Consider the following 15,513-nt stretch of genomic DNA (forward strand, 5'->3'; position numbering starts at 1 on the left):
CGCTGACCGCCCGGCCGGCCAACGGCAGGCCGGGCGATGACCGTCAAGCCGGCCGATCGGCCGGTGCTTGGCATCGCCCTGATGCTCGGGGCCTTGTTCCTGTTCGTTCTGATGGACAGCGCGATCAAGGCCTCGGTCCAGTCCCTGCCGGTGCTGCAGGTGCTCTGGGCGCGGTTCCTGTTCCACATGCTGATCGTCTCGGCAGCGCTGCGTCTGATGGGCCGGCGTCTGCCGCCGCGCACCGGCGCGGCGCGGCTTCAGGTCGTGCGCTCGCTCTGTCTCGCCGCGGCGAACCTGTTCTTCACCGCCGCGCTCGTGCACGTGCCGCTCGCCGAATGCGTGGCGATCGGCTTCGTCTCGCCGCTGATCGTGACGCTACTCGCCGCGCGGATGCTTAAGGAGCGCGTCGGCTGGCAGCGCTGGACGGGGATCCTCGTCGGCTTCGCGGGCGTGCTGATCATCCTGCGGCCGGGTGCCGGGGTGACGCATCCGGCCGCCCTGTTCGTGCTCGTGACCGCGGCCGTGTTCGCCGTCTATTCGGTCCTGACGCGCCGGCTTGCGGGGATCGACGACGCCTTCACCACGATCTTCCACACCGGCGTCGCGGCGACGGGTGTCACCAGCCTCGTCGTGCCGTTCGTCTGGGTGTGGCCGAGTGCGGGCGGGTGGGCGCTTCTCGCTCTGCTTGGCATGCTCGGCGGGGTTGGGCATTTCCTGCTGATCCTCGCGTATCAGCGGGCGCAGGCCTCGGTGCTCGCGCCCTTCGCCTATACACAGATGGTCTGGGCCACACTCGCGGGCTTTCTTCTGTTCGGCGAACTCCCCGACGCTGTGGCGGTGGCCGGCGCGGTCGTCGTCGCCGCGGGCGGGCTGTTCGTGCTCTGGGCCGAGACGCGGGGCGCGGCCAAGCAGGCGTGACCGGAAGGGGCATTGCGCCCGGGCGCGCGCGGGAGTAGGCGCATGCGCACCATGCCAGCCACGATCGACCAGCGCGAGGGCGGCAGGGCCGGCGGCCAGGCGCCGGCGGCCCCGGCGCGCCCGCTCGACGCCGCCTCGGTCCGCGCCGCATACCGGCGCTGGGCCGGCGTCTACGACAGCGTGTTCGGCCTCGTGTCGAAGCCGGGGCGGATGCGCGCGGTGGCCGCGATCAACGCTCTTCCGGCCGAGCGAATCCTCGAGGTCGGGGTGGGCACCGGGCTTGCCCTGCCGCATTACGCGGCCGGCAAGCGCGTCACGGGAATCGATCTCAGCCCCGAGATGCTCGCGGTCGCGGAGCGTCGCGTGCGGGCGGGTGTCGCCGCCACCATCGAGGGGCTCCACGAGATGGACGCCGAGGCGATGACCTTTCCAGAGGCCAGTTTCGATGCGGCGGTGGCGATGTTCGTCGCCTCCGTCGTGCCGAACCCGCGCCGGCTGATGGCGGAGATGCGCCGCGTGGTCCGCCCCGGCGGAACGATCCTGATGGTGAACCACTTCCTCGCCCCGCCGGGTCTGCGCCGCGGCATCGAGCGGGCGATGGCCCCTCTCAGCCGGATCCTCGGCTGGCACCCGGATTTTGCGATGGAGAGCGTGCTCACGCCTGGACAGATGGCGGCGGCGCGTTTCGAGCCCTGCCCGCCCTTCGGCCTGTTCACCCTCGTGACGCTCCCGCGCGACGCCGCCTGAAGGCGGAGGCGCGGAACGGCGAGACGGCGGCGGCGAGAGCGAAACCGAGCCCCGCCATCACCGCAATCATTCCGGCCGCGTTGAACCCCTGCGCGGCGCCGAGAGCGGCAGGCAGGAGCGCGGCCGCCCCATAGCCGGCCAGCGCGATGCCCGCACCCGCGGCGGCGGCAAGCACGAACGTCATCGCATAGCGGTCGGTCAGGAGACGGGCGATCGCCGCCGGGCCGATCAGCGCGGCGATCACCAGGATCGACCCCACCGCCCAGAACGACGCCACGCAGGCAGCGGCGATCAGAAGCATCAGAAGCGCGCGGACGGGCCGCGGGTCGAACCCGATCACCCTGCCGAAACCGGGGTCGAAGGCGGCAAGCCGAAGCTCCTTCCACAACAGGGCGAGCACGAGCAGCGTGACGGCGAAGATCGCCGCAAGCAGCATGAGCTCGGGCGGCAGAGCGGCGAGCGCCTCGGCGTCGAGGAGGCTTCCGAACCCGGTCGCCTCGGGCCAGACGAGGGTCTCGAGGATGCCGAACAGGACGCAGTCGAGGTCGAGATCGACCCGCTCGGCGCCGGACCAGACGAGCATCAACAGGCCGAGGGCGAACAGGCCCGAGAAGACCACCCCCATCGCCGCTCCGGCCTCGAGCCGCGCCAGCCGACGGATCAGGCCGATCAACGCCACCGCGAGCACGGCGGCGGCGATCGCTCCCGCCACCATCGGCAGGGCGGCCCGGGTGCCGGTGAGCCAGAAGCCCGCGGCGATGCCGGGAAGCACGGCGTGGCTGATCGCATCGCCCATCATGCTGTTGCGGGTGAGCAAAAGAAGCGTGCCGAGCAGGCCGCAGGTGACGCAGCTGAGCAGGGCGGCGAGCATCGGCACGAGGTCGAGCTGGAAGAACTCGGCAAGCGTCATGCCCGCGCTCCGTGGCCCAGAGACCCCTCGACCGGCGGCGGCACGGGCTCCCGCGCGAGCGCCGGGTCGGCCGCGGCAAGCCAGGCTTCGACCTCCGCCTCCACCTCGGGGGGAAGCGTGTGCTCGATCAGGTCGGCGCCGCGATGGGCGGCGAAGGCGCGCACCCCGCCCGCACGGGTGAGGTAGATCTCCCACACCCTGTGGCGGCGCACGACCCCCCGGGCGAGCGCGGTGCCCTCCTCCGTGAGCCGCAGGAACCCGGGCTCCCCTGCGGGCGTGAGAAGGCCGGCGGCGCGGGCGGCGCAGGTCACCAGGGCGAGGCGCGCCGGGCCCCAGCCCCAGGCCTCGGCCACCGCCGCCGCGGCGAAGGCGCCGTCCGGTCCGAGGCGCTGGCGCTCAAGCTCCTCCCAGGCGCCGCGGAGGAAGTGGTCGCGCGCGATGCGCCAAGACAGCCGGGCATGGCGGAGGAGCGCGGCGAGCACGCCGCGCCCGGGCGAGAGCAGAAGTGCGGCGACGAACAGGGCGCAGGCGACGAGGGTGACGACCGCCCCGGTCGGCAGACCCGGCGCGGCGGCGGAGAGAGCGGCACCCACCCAGCCGGAGACCGCGCCGAACAGCGAGGCGAGCGCGGCCATCACCCCGAGCCGATCGGTCACGAGTCGCGCCGTCACCGCCGGGATCACCATCAGCGCGACGACGAGGATCAGCCCGACCGCGCGCAGGCCCGCCACGGCGACGAGCAGCATCAGCGCCATCAGAGCGAGATCGAGCAGGCGAACCGGAAGCCCGGTGGCGGCGGCGAAGGCCTCGTCGAAACAGAGCGTGCGCAGCGGATTGAACAGCAGAAGCACCATCGCCACCGCGCCGGCGGCGAGCACGCCGAGCGCCCTCGCTTCCGCCTCGGCCATGCCGGCCGCCTGGCCGAGGATGAAGTGCGCAAGCCCCGCCTGGCCGCCGGTGGGACGCGACTGCACCACCGACATCAGCACCACGCCGAGGCCAAAGCCCGCCGAGAGCACGAGCGCCATCGCCGCATCGTCGCGCACCCGCCCTGTCGCCGTGGCGGCGCGCACCGCGAGCGTGCCCAGCGCGGCCGATGCCGCCCCACCTGCCATCAGGAGCCACAGGTTGCGCGGATCGGCGCCGGCGAGAGTCGCCCCGATGAAGGCGGCGGCGACCCCGGGCAGGGTGGCGTGCGCGGCGACATCGGCGATCAGCGCCCGGCCGCGCAGGAGCACGAAGCAGCCGACGAGACCGGCGGCGAGCCCGAACGCGGCGCAGCCAAGCACGACCACGGTGGCGTTGTGGCCGAGCCCGAGGCCGAGCGCGGCGAGGAAATCGTCGGCCGCGACCATGGCGTGCCGTCAGGCCCTCGGCGCGGCGCCCGGAGCGCCCGCCGCCGCCGCGACCGCCTGGTCGAGAAGCGACAGCCGCCCGCCATAGGCGAGGGCGAGGTTCTCGGGTGTGAAGGCCTGGCGCATCGGCCCCGAGGCGATGGCGCGGAGGTTGAGCAGGAGCACGTGGTCAAAATAGTGCGGCGCGGTGGCGAGGTCGTGATGGACGACGATCACCGTGCGCCCCGAGTCCGCAAGCCGGCGCAGCACCGCGACGATCGCCTTCTCGGTCGCGGCATCCACGCCGGCGAAGGGCTCGTCCATGAAGTAGAGATCGGCCTTGAGAGCGAGGGCGCGGGCGAGGAACACGCGTTGCTGCTGCCCGCCCGAAAGCTGGCCGATCTGGCGTTCGGCGAAGTCGGCGAGCCCGACCTCGGCCAGCGCCGCCCGCGCCGCCTCGCGCTCGCGCCGGCCGAGGGGGCGGAGCCAGCCCGCGCGCGGGTAGCAGCCCATCGCCACCACGTCGAGGGCGGTCGCGGGGAAGTCCCAGTCGACAGAGGCGCGCTGCGGCAGATAGCCGACCCTGCGGCGCACCGCGGCGAGCGGCTGGCCGAAGATGCGCACCTCGCCCGAGATCCGGGGAACGAGGTCGAGGCAGGCCTTGATCAGCGTGGACTTGCCCGCGCCATTCGGCCCGATCACGGCGACGAGGCCGGAGGGCGGCGTCGCCCAGCTCACCTCCCACAACACCGGGGCGTCACGGTAGGCCACCGTCAGGTGCCGAACCGAGAGGGCGGGAACCGGGAGGGAGGCGGGGGTGCTCATCCCGCGAGCCGCCCGCTCATGCCCCTCGCCGGCGCCGTGCCGCCCAGCGCGCGGGCGATCACGGTGGCGTTGTGGTCCATCATCCCGATATAGGTGCCCTCGTAGGTGCCGGGCGCGCCCATCGCGTCGGAGAAGAGCGCGCCGCCGATGGCGACGCGGTGGCCCCGCGCGGCAGCGCCCTCGACCAGCGCGCGGACGTTGCGGTCGTTCACCGAGGTCTCGACGAACACCGCGGGGATGCGGCGGGAGACCAGGAGCTCGACCAGGTCCTGGATGCGGCGAAGCCCGGCCTCGCCCTGGGTCGAGAGGCCCTGGATGCCCTCGATGGCGATGCCGTAGCGGCGGGAGAAATAGCCGAAGGCGTCATGGGCGGTGACGAGCACCCGGGCGTGCTCAGGGATCGAGCCGATCACCCGCATCACATAGGCGTCGAGCGACTCGAGGCGCCGGGCAAGGTCGTTGTGGTAGCGGCGGAACGTGCCGGCGTCGGCCGGGCGGAGGCGCGCGAGCGCGTCGCGGATGCGCTCCGCCGCCTTGGCCCAGAGGGTGACGTCCATCCAGACATGCGGGTCGTCCTTGCCGTCATCCTCCTGCAGCAGATGGTCGGCGGCGAGCAGCTCGGTGACGGCGAAGACGGGCTTGCCGCCGCGGGCGAGGCGGACAAACACGTCCGTCATCTGCCCCTCGAGCAGCAACCCGTTGTAGAACACGGCATCGGCGGCGGAGAGGCGGGCGATGTCGGCCCGCGTCGGCTTGTAGGTGTGGGGATCGACCCCCTCGCCGAGCAGCGTCTCGGCCTGCACCCGGTCCCCGCCGATCTCGCGGACGAGGTCGCCGATCATGGCGGTGGTTGAGAGCACCCGCGGCGGGCCGGCGCGCTCGGACTGCGCCCGCGCGACGCCGGGCGTGGCGAGCAGCGCGGCGGCGCCGGCCAGCAGGGAGCGGCGTTGGACGCTTGAACAGCTGTTCATCTCTACACCTCGTCAATACCTTGAAAGACGTTGGCTCTTCGCAACGAGATATGGCCGTGCCTGCGGCCGCGCACAAGGCCCCGCTTGCGTTCGGCTCGGTTTGCTGTGAGCCTCTGGGCCGTGTCAGCGAACGGTCGGACGGGTCAGCGGGAGGGCCGCACGCGCGGCGTGGGCGAGGACGAGATCGTCGAGCTCGCCGAGATGTTCCGCCTGATGAGCGACCCGACCCGGCTCCGGATCATCCTCGCCTGCCTGACCAAGCCGGTGGCGGTGACGGAGATGGCGCAGGGGCTCGGGCTGTCGGCAAGTCTTGTGAGCCATCATCTGAGGCTGTTGCGCGCCGCTCGCCTGCTCCAGGCCGACCGGCAGGGACGGCAGGTGTTCTACGTCGTGGGCGACGACCACATCCGTTCGATGCTCACCGACATGGTTGACCATGTCGCCGAGGAGGCGGACGAGCCGGACGGCGCCTGAGACGTGCTCAGCTGGGCTTTCGGGCCGACTGCGTGCGGGTGCTCATCCGAAGCGGCAGCGCCTCACGCCGGGGCTGCCTGCGCAGGCGCTGCGCCGTCTCGGCGATCACCTCTGCGGCGATCGCCGTCACCACCTCGCGGACCTTCGCGCGAGACACCTTGCCCTTGGCGGCGCCCCGCCCGGCGGCGCCGCCCTCTCCCCTTTTCTTTGCCATCCTGAAAACCCGGCAGACCTGACTGTGGCGGATATAGGGCGGCTCCGCGCGCTTGCTAGGGGAAAGCAGCCCGTCACAGCGTTCCGGCCGCAAGCCGCGCCGCGACGGGAACGCGGGCGGCGAGCTCCGCCGGGTCTGCGGGGCGTGGCGGGAGGATGAAGCCCCAGGCCGGGAACACCGTGACCCCGAGCGTCCCCGAGGCGGGGTGCCAGACACGCACCGAAGACCAGTCGTTCCGCGGCGAGACATCGACCACGCTCTGGTCCTCGGCCACCTGCCCGCGCGCGCTGCCGCTTGCCCAGTTGGCATGGGTGACGCGGATCTCGCGCGGGCCGACGGTGCGCACGACCACGGCGAGATGCCCCTGCGGGAGGCGCGCGCTGCGCCGGAACACGAGCACCGCTCCGGGCACCGGAACCGTGCCGCGCCGGTAGCGCGGCGCCGCCGCGTGCCACCACAGATGCGCATCCCCCGCAAGCGCGATCCCGGACAGCGCGCGCGCGAAGGGAACGCAGGAGATGCCGGCGGGAAGCGGCGCGGCGGCGGCCTCGGACGGCTCGCGCGGGCGCTGGGCGCAGCCCGCGGCCGAAAGAAGCAGAAGGAGACGGCGTCTCTGCAGCATCGGCTCCGACGGCGTGGTGGCGGGCCAGGCCGAGCCGCGGCAAGCGGCGGCTCACGCCGCTTCCCGGGCGGCCCTCACATGGCGCAGATGGCCCGACGCCGCGCCGTCACCAGCAAGACGCGCGGCGAGATCCGCCGCCTCAAGCAGCTTCGGCCAGACGACTCCCGTCTCGACCCCGAGGCGCCGGAACAGCCACACGACATCCTCGGTCGCGACATTGCCCGAAGCGCCCGGAGCGAAGGGGCAGCCGCCGATCCCTCCGGCGGCGGCATCGATCACCCGCACCCCTGCCTCGAACGCGGCGGTGACGTTGGCGATGCCGAGATTGTAGGTGTCGTGGCCGTGGAAGGCGAAGCGGGCGCTCTCGCCGAACCGGGCGATCGCCTCGCCGAACAGGGCGCGGACCTCGCTCGGCGCGGCGTTGCCGGTGGTGTCGGCAAGCCCGATGGTGAGGCCGGGGCGGAGCGCGACCACGCGCTCGATCAGCGCGAGCACGCGCTCGCGCGGCACCACGCCCTCGAACGGGCAGTGGAACGCGCAGGAGAAGCTCCAGCGCAGCGCCGGCCCCTCCGCCGGCAGGCCGGCGACGATATCGGCAAGCTCGGCGAAGCTCTCCTCGACCGAGCGGTTGAGGTTCGCGCGGTTGTGCCCCTCGGTCGCGCTCATCACGAGGCCGAGCTTGCGCGCCCCGGCGGCGAGCGCGCGCTCGACCCCCTTCCGGTTCGGCACGAGAACGGAGGGGATGATCCCCGGTATGGCATTGGCGGCGGCGAGCACCTCCGCCGCGTCGGCGAGCTGGGGAACCGCCTTCGGCGAGACGAAGCTCGTGGCCTCGATCTCGACGAGGCCGGCCCCGGCAAGCGCGCGAACGAGCGCGATCTTGTCCGCGGTCGGCACGACGCCGCAGGCGGCCTGCAGCCCGTCGCGCGGCGCCACCTCGACGATGGTCACGTGATCGGTCATCGCACCACCTCCTCCCCTCGCTCCTCGCCCCGAGCCGCGCGCGCCGCCTCCGCGTCGAGCCCGGCGAGCGTCTCGAGAACGAGAGCGTTGTGTGCGCCGACGGCCGGTCCCGTCCAGCCCACGACCGTCTCCGGCGGATGGCCGGAGACGTGCACCGCGGGCCCCGGGTGCAGCACGCGGCCGAGCAGCGGGTCCTCGACCTCCTGGACAGCGCGTCGGGCGCGGAAATGCGGGTCCTCGGCGCAATCGCGGATGGTGTAGAGGCGGCAGGCCGGCACCTCGGCCTGCTCGAGCAGACGCTCGGCCGCGAGCGCGTCATGACGCCGCGTCCACGCCGCGATCGCGGCATCGAGCTCGGCCACGTGGGCGCAGCGTCCGGCATTGGTGGCAAGACGCGGGTCCTCGGCGAGGTCGTCTCGGCCGATCAATGCCATCAGCCGGCGGAAGATCGGGTCGGAGTTGCCGGCGATCACGATCCAGCCGCCATCCGCCGTGGGGTAGGTGTTGGTCGGCGCAGCGGTGGGGATCGCCTCCCCGGCCGGGTGGCGCACCCGGCCGAACAGGCCGTATTCGGGCAGCATCCCCTCCATCAGCGAGAACACGCTCTCGACGAGGCTCACGTCGAGCACCGCCCCCTCGCCCGTGCCTCGGCCGTCCCGCCGCCAGCAGGCGGCGAGCAGGCCGATCGCGGCATAGAGGCCGGCGAGGTCGTCGGCGATCGAGACGCCGCAGCGCGGCGGCGGCAGGTCGCTCGCCCCGGGCGGGTGGCCGGTGAGGTGGCGCAATCCCCCCATCGCCTCGCCGATCGCGCCGAAGGCGGGCTTGTCGCGATAGGGGCCGTCCTGGCCGAAGCCCGAGATCCGCGCGATCACGAGCCGCGGGTTGAGCGCGCGCAACGCCTCGGGCCCAAGGCCGAGACGCTCCAGCGTGCCGGGCCGGAAGTTCTCGACCAGCACGTCCGCCCGGGCCGCGAGCCGGCGCACCGCCTCCCGTCCCTCCGCCCGCTTGAGATCGACCTCGGCGCACAGCTTGTTCCGGCCATGGATCGACCACCAGACCGAGTTGCCCCCGACCGACGCGCCCCAGCCCCGGAACGGGTCGCCGCCGGGCGGCTCGAGCTTCACCACCTCGGCGCCAAGATCGGCGAGGATGCGCGTGCAGAACGGCCCGGCGATGTAGTGGCCGAGTTCGAGCACGCGCAGGCCGGCGAGCGGCCCGCGCGGCGTTTCGGCAGGCGAGAGGTCCATCCTTCCCCCGTGCGGCTGACCGCTGTCACCCGGTCCAGAACCGCTGCCGGATGATCACACCCCGCGGCACCTGGCGATCACATTGTCGTGAGCACATCGGAGGGATACAACCTTTCCGCGAATCGCCTCCGCGAATCGCCTTGTTCGGTTGTGCAACCTATGATTAATCATTCGCGGGTATGTTGCCCAGTGAGGAACGGCGCGGTGCCGATCCTCGTCTCTCCCGGATGTCGCCGGCACGGTCCCGCCGGCGCGCGCGCCGATCCCCCCCCGGTCAGGCGCGTGAAGCCTCGGGGCGGGAAGCGCAAGCCTCCCGCCCCCTTTTTTCGTCACCCCCCGCGATCAGGCGGCGCGTGCCGCCGGCCTCGACTCCGACACGGGAGCCGAGGGGACACGCTCCGCCACGAAGGGCGGTTCCGGCGCCGGCAGAACCATGGTCGCGCGCAGGCCGGGGCAGGCGTCCTCGAGCAGGAGCGACCCGCCATGGAGCTGCGCCACCGCCTGCACGAGCGCGAGGCCGAGCCCCGAGCCGGGGGTGCCGCGGCTCGCCTCGGCGCGGTAGAACCGCTCCACCACGCGGGCACGCTCCGGCTCCGGGATGCCGGGACCGGTGTCCGAGACGACCACTCTCACCTCCGCCCCGCGACGCTCCGCCGCGAGCGTCACCCTCCCTCCCGCCGGGGTGAACTTGATGGCGTTGTCGAGCAGGTTCGCCGCCGCCTGGAGCAGCATGTCGCGGTCGCCCACGAGTGGCAGCGAGCGCGGCAGCTCGACCGCGAAGGCGATTGCCCGCTCGTCCGCCGCCGCGCCGTAGAGATCGGCCGCGTCCGCGAGAACGGTGGCGGCGTCGAAGGCGGCGAAGGCGGACCGGCGCGCCCCCGCCTCGATCTCGGCGATCCGCAAGAGCGCCTGGAACACGCCGATGATCCCGTCGAGCTCGACGATGCCGCGCTCGACCGCGGCGCGCAGGCTCGCCGGGTCGCCGGCGCCGAGGCTCTCCTCGAGCCGGCCGCGCAGCCGCGCGAGCGGCGTGCGCAGATCGTGCGCGATCGCGTTCGACACCTCGCGCACGCCGTCCATGAGCACGCCGATCCGATCGAGCATCGCATTCAGCGTCTCGGCCAGCCGGTCGAAGTCATCATCCGCTCCCGAGAGCGGCACGCGGTGGCTGAGATCGCCCTGGCCGATCGCGCGTGCCGTCACCGCCACCGGCGCGAGCCGCGATTGCAGAAGCCGGCGCACGAGCACGCCGCCGATCCCGCCAAGCAGAACCGCGAGCGCGCTGCCGTAGAGAACCGCATCGGCGACGAGCTCGCGCAGCTCGAGCTTCTGCTTCACGTCCCGCCCCGCGATCAGCCGCATGCCGTCGGGCAGGGCGAGCGTGTAGATCCTCCCCACGGTCGGCTGGCCCGCGCGCACGAGCGGCAGCTCGTACCAGGCGTCCTCGGCGGTCGCCTCCGGCGGCCAGCGATCGAGATTGCCGGCGACGATCCGCCCCGCCCGGTCGGCCAGGAGATAGATCTCCTCGTCCTCGGCGTCCTCCGCGAGGCGCTGCTCGATCGCGCGCGCGAGCCCCGCCCATTCCCCGGCACGCCAACGCGCCGAAAGGATCAGCACATCGGCGCGGATCGCCTGGTCGGTCTGCCGGTTGAGGTAGCCCGCGGTGCTCCACCAGAAGAAGCCGCCGAGGGCGAGCGCCGAGGCGACGAGCAGCGCGGCATGCAGGGCGGCGAGCTTGAAGCCCGTGGAGCGCAGGAGCTTGACGACGGGGCGCTCCGGCAGGCCGGGCGGCAGGGGAGAGGCGCGCGCCATCGCCGGCTCACGGCTCGGCGCGCAGAATGTAGCCGGCGTTGCGCACCGTATGGATCAGCGGGAAGGCGAAGCCGCGATCGATCTTCTGCCGCAGCCGCGAGACGTGCACATCGATCACGTTCGTCTGCGGGTCGAAATGGTAGTCCCACACCGCCTCGAGCAGCATCGTGCGCGTCACCACCTGGCCCGCATGACGCATCAGGAACTCGAGCAGGCGGAACTCCCTCGGCTGCAGCTCGATCGTCCTGCCGGCGCGCTTCACCGTGCGCGCGAGCAGGTCCATCTCGAGATCGGCGACCGAAAGCCGTGTCACCGGCGCCTCCGACCGGCCGCGCCGGCCGAGCGCCTCGACGCGGGCGAGGAGCTCGGTGAAGGCGAAGGGCTTGGTGAGATAGTCGTCGCCGCCGGCCTTGAGCCCCTTCACGCGCTCGTCGACCTGGGCGAGGGCGGAAAGGAACAGGACCGGAACCTTCGCGCCGGTCGCGCGGAGCGTCTCGAGCAGCCTCAGCCCGTCCATCCCTCCGGGAAGCATCCGGTCGAGGACGATCACGTCGTAGTTTTCCGAGGCGGCGAGGAACAGCCCGTCCCGCCCCTGGTCGGCGTGATCGACGGTATGCCCCGACTCCTTGAGGCCCTTGGTGATGAAGCGGGCGACGTCCTTGTCGTCCTCGACCAGAAGAATCCGCATGCCGAACCCGACCTCCGGCCCGACCGTCCTCCCTCCGGCGCCGACGCCGGCCCGTCCTTAATCCTTGCACGGACGGGGCCCGCCGTCGCCACCTCGTGCGCGCGGCGCGGCGAGGTCGGGAAGCTTGCCCGAAGCCGCGCTCCGGCCCAAGGCTAGAGGCCCCACCGCTGCCGGAGCCAGGCCCTGTCGCTCGCGCTCACCGCCACGCTGGCCATGCTGGTTCAGCAGGCCTTCGCGACCTTCACGCGCGGCCTCGTTCCCGTGCTCGCCCCGGCGATGGCGCCCGATCTCGGCGTCGATCCCTCGCTCGCCGGGCTCTACGCCGCTCTCGCCGCCGCCGCCGCGCTCGTCGGCACGCTCGGGGTGGGGGGCTTCCTCGCCCGCTACGGCGCGCTGCGCGTCGCCCAGGTCGCGCTCGCCATCGCCGCCGCGGGGCTTGCCATGGCAGCACCGGCAGGTGTCGCCCTCGTCGCGCTCGGCGCCATTCCGGTCGGGCTCGGCAGCACCATCGCCACCCCCGCCTCCTCGCACCTGCTCGCGCGCGTCGTCCCGCCGCGGCAGCAGCCGCTTCTGTTCTCGATCAAGCAGACGGGGGTTCCCGTCGGTGTGGCCATGACGGGCCTGCTCGGCCCGGGGCTTGCCGCCCTGTTCGGCTGGCGCGGCGCGCTCGTCGTCTCGGCGCTCCTCTGCCTCGGCCTCTGTCTCGCGCTCGAGCCGTTCCGGGCCCGCTTCGACTCCGACCGCGATCCGGGGGCGCTGATCGGGCTGGCGGGCGTGCTCGATACGCTTGCGACCGTGCGCCGGCTCGGCGCGATCCGCGTGCTCGCGATGGCGTTCGTGGTCCTCGTCGGCCTGCAGTTCGTGCTCCAGACCTTTCTCGTCGTGTTCCTGGTCGAGCGGCTCGGCTGGACGCTCGGCTCTGCCGGCGCGCTGTTCAGCCTCGCGAGCCTTGTTGCGATCCCGGCGCGAATCCTCTGGGGCGCTGCGGGGGCGCGGTTCCCCGCGCGGGTGCTGCTCGCGATCATCGCGTTCGGAACCTGCCTCTCCTTCGCCGCGCTCGCGCCGCTTGCGCCCACGAGCTCGTGGTGGCTCGTCTTCGCCGCATCGATCGCCGGTGCGGCGACGGCGATGGCCTGGCACGGGCTGATGCTCGCCGAGCTTGCCCGCCTCTCCCCGCCCGGGCGCGCCGGAGCGGTGACGGGAGCCGTGCTCGCCTTCGCCCAGATCGGGCAGATCGCCCTACCGCCGCTGTTCGGCGCTCTGGTCGGCGCGGGCTTGGGCTGGGGGCCTGCCTGGGTCGCGCTCGGCCTGCCCGCAGCCCTGGTCGCGGTCTGGCTCCTCAGAAGCCGCTAGAGGGATCCTCGGGCCAGGCGTGCTTGGGGTAGCGGCCGCGCATCTCCTTGCGCACCTCCGCCCACGCCCCCTTCCAGAACGCGCCGAGGTCGCGGGTGAGAGCGATCGGCCGCCCGGCGGGAGAGAGAAGCTCCACCGCGAGCGCGATCGTTCCGTTGCCGATGCGGGGGGAGCTCGTCTGGCCGTAGAAGGCCTGCGCGCGGGCTGAGACCACCGGCGGGTCGCGCGTGTAATCCACCGGCGCGCGCACGCCGCTCGCAAGCACCACGTGCGAGGGGAAAGCCTGATCGAGCAGCGCGGCGCGATGGCCAAGGAGCCCGCGCAGGACCGCGGCGAGATCAAGCCGCGCGAGATCCTCGAGCGTGCGCATCCCGGCGAGATGCGGCGCGAGCCATTCCCCGAGCGAGTCGACAAGCGACGCCTCGGAGAGGTCGGGCCAGGACTCGCCTTCGGCCCGGCGCATCAGGAGAGCGCGCGCCTGAAGCCGACGCGCCGCCTCCGTCCAGGGAAGAACGGCAAGCCCCCGACGCCGGATGCCCTCGCACAAGGCCGCGGCGACCGCCTCCGCGGGCGGCTCGGCAAGCGGGGCCTCCTCGAGCACGAGCGCGCCGAGGCGAACACGCCGCCGCGCCCGCACCGCCCCGGCGCGGTCGTCCCAGGCGATCTCGTCCGACCGCTCGATGCGGTCACGAAACAGTGTCTCGAGCTCTGAGCGCGCGATCGGCGCGGCGAGGCGTATGCGCGCCTCCCGTCCCGAGAGGTCGAGCGCGGCGACGGCGAGGAAGGGCTCGCGCGCGAGCGGATCGGCGGCATCGAGGCGCGCGCCGCGGCCAGAGGCTAGAAGATACCCGCCCGGATCGTTCGCGCGCGCCATCGCCACCCGGTCGGGGAAGGCAAGGGCGAGGAGGCGCCCGCAGGCGGAGGGGTCGAGCGGGCCTCCCCTGCCGGCGCCGAGCCGCCGGCGATGCTGCTCGGCAGCGCGCGCGGCCGCACCCGAGAGCCGGCCGAGCCGGAGCCTGAGGTCGGCAGGAGGGGAGCGCTCGCCGCCCGCGCGAAGCGGGTCACGCTCCTCGAACAGGGCGGCGATCTCGGCCGCGAGCGCCGCCTGATCGCCCGCCGCGACGAGCATTGCCGCAAGCCGCGGGTGGGCGGAGAGCCGCGCCATCGCCCGCCCGCGGGCGGTGATCGCTCCCTGCCCGTCGAGCGCGCCGAGCTCCGCAAGCAGCGCCCGCGCGGCGGCGAGAGCGCCTTCGGGAGGCGGATCGAGGAAGGGGAGCGACGACGCCTCCGCCCCCCAGGCGGCGAGCTGGAGCGCAAGCGGGGCGAGATCGGCCTCGAGGATCTCGGGCATCTCCTGTGCGGCGAGGCCGCGATGCAACGCCTCCGTCCAGAGCCTCAGCGCAACACCGGGGCGAAGCCGACCGGCACGCCCCGCCCGCTGCTCCGCCGCCGCGCGGCTGATCCGGCGCGTGGCGAGCGCGGTCAGCCCCGTTCCGGGGTCGAACCGTGGCGCGCGCCGGAACCCGCCATCGACCACCGCGTCCACCCCTTCCACGGTGAGCGAGGTCTCGGCGATCGAGGTCGCGAGGATGATCTTCCGGCGCCCTCGTGGGTCGGGGCGGAGAGCGAGGTCCTGCAGGCCAGGGTCGAGCTCGCCGTGCAGAAGGTGCACCGACGCCTCCACCCCCTCGAGAAGCGCCTCGGTGCGGCGCAGCTCGGCAAGGCCCGGCAGGAACACGAGCACGTCCCCGGAGGCGAGGGCGAGCGCCCGGCGCGCCGCGCGGGACGCGGCCTCCGCGAGCTCGCGCGGGTGCGAAAGGTCGGCGCCCGACCAGACGATCTCGACCGGGAACATGCGCCCCGCGCTCTCGATCACCGGAGCGTCGCCGAGCAGGCGTGAGAAGGCGGCGCCGTCCAGCGTCGCGCTCATCGCGACGAGGCGAAGCTCGGGCCTGAGCCCCGCCTGCAGATCGCGGCAGAGGGCGAGAGCGAGGTCGGCGTCGAGGCTGCGCTCGTGCACCTCGTCGAAGATCACCGCGGCCACGCCTTCGAGCCCCGGGTCGGACTGCAGCCGGCGGACGAGCAGCCCCTCCGTCACCACCTCGATCCGCGTCGCGGGCCCGACCGCGCTGTCGAGCCGGGTGCGCAGCCCCACGGTTGCGCCGACCTTCTCGCCGAGGAGCGACGCCATCCGCCGCGCCGCGGCGCGCGCGGCGAGCCGCCTCGGCTCGAGCAGGAGGACACGCCCCTCGCCGCGCCACGGCGCGCCGAGGAGAGCGAGCGGCACCACGGTGGTCTTGCCCGCCCCAGGTGGAGCGACGAGAACCGCGTTCGGCCCCGCCTCGAGAGCGGCGGAAAGACGCGGCAGGGCGGCGGCGACCGGCAGGGCGGCGGCTTCGGGCGGCAGGGAGAGCATCACCGCCCCTTGCGCCCGC

The 15,513-nt window shown here is 73.4% G+C and carries 15 protein-coding genes; 4 read left to right on the forward strand and 11 right to left on the reverse strand.

Annotated elements, in window-relative coordinates; all coding sequences use genetic code 11:
* Nucleotides 1–36: 36 nt before the first annotated feature.
* Nucleotides 37–918: a DMT family transporter gene (locus KO353_RS07015; RefSeq protein ID WP_218286990.1), complete on the forward strand. Its 882-nt coding sequence runs from the start codon at nucleotides 37–39 to the stop codon at nucleotides 916–918.
* A 51-nt stretch (nucleotides 919–969) separates the two neighbouring features.
* Nucleotides 970–1,665, forward strand: a complete 696-nt coding sequence (locus tag KO353_RS07020) for a class I SAM-dependent methyltransferase (RefSeq protein ID WP_218287291.1) — start codon at nucleotides 970–972, stop codon at nucleotides 1,663–1,665.
* On the opposite strand, the gene KO353_RS07025 is transcribed toward KO353_RS07020, so the two are convergent.
* From KO353_RS07025 to KO353_RS07040, 4 genes are read right to left on the reverse strand one after another with little or no spacing between them, the layout of a single operon-like run.
* Nucleotides 1,631–2,575: a metal ABC transporter permease gene (locus KO353_RS07025; protein ID WP_218286991.1), complete on the reverse strand. Its 945-nt coding sequence runs from the start codon at nucleotides 2,573–2,575 to the stop codon at nucleotides 1,631–1,633. The two genes, KO353_RS07020 and KO353_RS07025, sit on opposite strands and share 35 nt — an antisense overlap.
* Nucleotides 2,572–3,930, reverse strand: coding sequence for a metal ABC transporter permease (locus KO353_RS07030; protein ID WP_218286992.1), 1,359 nt, complete (start codon nucleotides 3,928–3,930; stop codon nucleotides 2,572–2,574). Before KO353_RS07030 ends, KO353_RS07025 begins: the two co-directional genes overlap by 4 nt.
* 9 nt (nucleotides 3,931–3,939) lie before the next feature.
* Nucleotides 3,940–4,734 carry a metal ABC transporter ATP-binding protein gene (locus KO353_RS07035; protein WP_218286993.1) on the reverse strand — a complete coding sequence of 265 codons (795 nt, stop codon included), beginning with the start codon at nucleotides 4,732–4,734 and terminating at the stop codon, nucleotides 3,940–3,942.
* Nucleotides 4,731–5,705, reverse strand: coding sequence for a metal ABC transporter solute-binding protein, Zn/Mn family (locus KO353_RS07040; RefSeq protein WP_218286994.1), 975 nt, complete (start codon nucleotides 5,703–5,705; stop codon nucleotides 4,731–4,733). The genes KO353_RS07035 and KO353_RS07040 overlap by 4 nt, the downstream gene beginning before the upstream one ends.
* Nucleotides 5,706–5,873: 168 nt before the next feature.
* Between KO353_RS07040 and KO353_RS07045 the strand changes: the two genes are divergently transcribed.
* The gene (locus KO353_RS07045) at nucleotides 5,874–6,179 is read left to right on the forward strand and encodes a metalloregulator ArsR/SmtB family transcription factor (RefSeq protein ID WP_328774516.1); all 306 of its coding nucleotides are present in this window, start codon (nucleotides 5,874–5,876) and stop codon (nucleotides 6,177–6,179) included.
* A gap of 7 nt (nucleotides 6,180–6,186) precedes the next feature.
* Here the strand turns inward: KO353_RS07045 and KO353_RS07050 are convergent, their stop codons facing one another.
* The 6 genes from KO353_RS07050 to KO353_RS07075 form a co-directional block, all read right to left on the reverse strand.
* Nucleotides 6,187–6,393: a hypothetical protein gene (locus KO353_RS07050; protein WP_218286995.1), complete on the reverse strand. Its 207-nt coding sequence runs from the start codon at nucleotides 6,391–6,393 to the stop codon at nucleotides 6,187–6,189.
* A 73-nt stretch (nucleotides 6,394–6,466) separates the two neighbouring features.
* Complete coding sequence (locus KO353_RS07055) at nucleotides 6,467–7,015, reverse strand: CHAP domain-containing protein (protein WP_218286996.1); 549 nt, start codon at nucleotides 7,013–7,015, stop codon at nucleotides 6,467–6,469.
* Nucleotides 7,016–7,066: 51 nt separating this feature from the next.
* A complete protein-coding gene (locus tag KO353_RS07060; protein ID WP_218286997.1) occupies nucleotides 7,067–7,978 on the reverse strand; it encodes a hydroxymethylglutaryl-CoA lyase in 912 nt (303 codons plus the stop codon).
* The gene (locus tag KO353_RS07065; RefSeq protein ID WP_218286998.1) at nucleotides 7,975–9,225 is read right to left on the reverse strand and encodes a CaiB/BaiF CoA transferase family protein; all 1,251 of its coding nucleotides are present in this window, start codon (nucleotides 9,223–9,225) and stop codon (nucleotides 7,975–7,977) included. Before KO353_RS07065 ends, KO353_RS07060 begins: the two co-directional genes overlap by 4 nt.
* Nucleotides 9,226–9,567: 342 nt before the next feature.
* Nucleotides 9,568–11,037 carry a sensor histidine kinase gene (locus KO353_RS07070; RefSeq protein WP_218286999.1) on the reverse strand — a complete coding sequence of 490 codons (1,470 nt, stop codon included), beginning with the start codon at nucleotides 11,035–11,037 and terminating at the stop codon, nucleotides 9,568–9,570.
* Between the two features lie 7 nt (nucleotides 11,038–11,044).
* A complete protein-coding gene (locus tag KO353_RS07075) occupies nucleotides 11,045–11,725 on the reverse strand; it encodes a winged helix-turn-helix domain-containing protein (RefSeq protein ID WP_218287000.1) in 681 nt (226 codons plus the stop codon).
* A 213-nt stretch (nucleotides 11,726–11,938) separates the two neighbouring features.
* Here KO353_RS07075 and KO353_RS07080 point away from each other — a divergent pair, with 213 nt between their 5' ends.
* Nucleotides 11,939–13,078 carry an MFS transporter gene (locus tag KO353_RS07080; RefSeq protein WP_218287001.1) on the forward strand — a complete coding sequence of 380 codons (1,140 nt, stop codon included), beginning with the start codon at nucleotides 11,939–11,941 and terminating at the stop codon, nucleotides 13,076–13,078.
* Here the strand turns inward: KO353_RS07080 and hrpB are convergent.
* The gene (gene hrpB / locus KO353_RS07085) at nucleotides 13,065–15,494 is read right to left on the reverse strand and encodes an ATP-dependent helicase HrpB (protein WP_218287002.1); all 2,430 of its coding nucleotides are present in this window, start codon (nucleotides 15,492–15,494) and stop codon (nucleotides 13,065–13,067) included. The genes KO353_RS07080 and hrpB overlap by 14 nt on opposite strands.
* Nucleotides 15,495–15,513: the final 19 nt, after the last annotated feature.

The sequence above is a fragment of the Elioraea tepida genome (genome assembly GCF_019203965.1).
In the GTDB taxonomy this organism is placed as follows: domain Bacteria; phylum Pseudomonadota; class Alphaproteobacteria; order Acetobacterales; family Acetobacteraceae; genus Elioraea_A; species Elioraea_A tepida.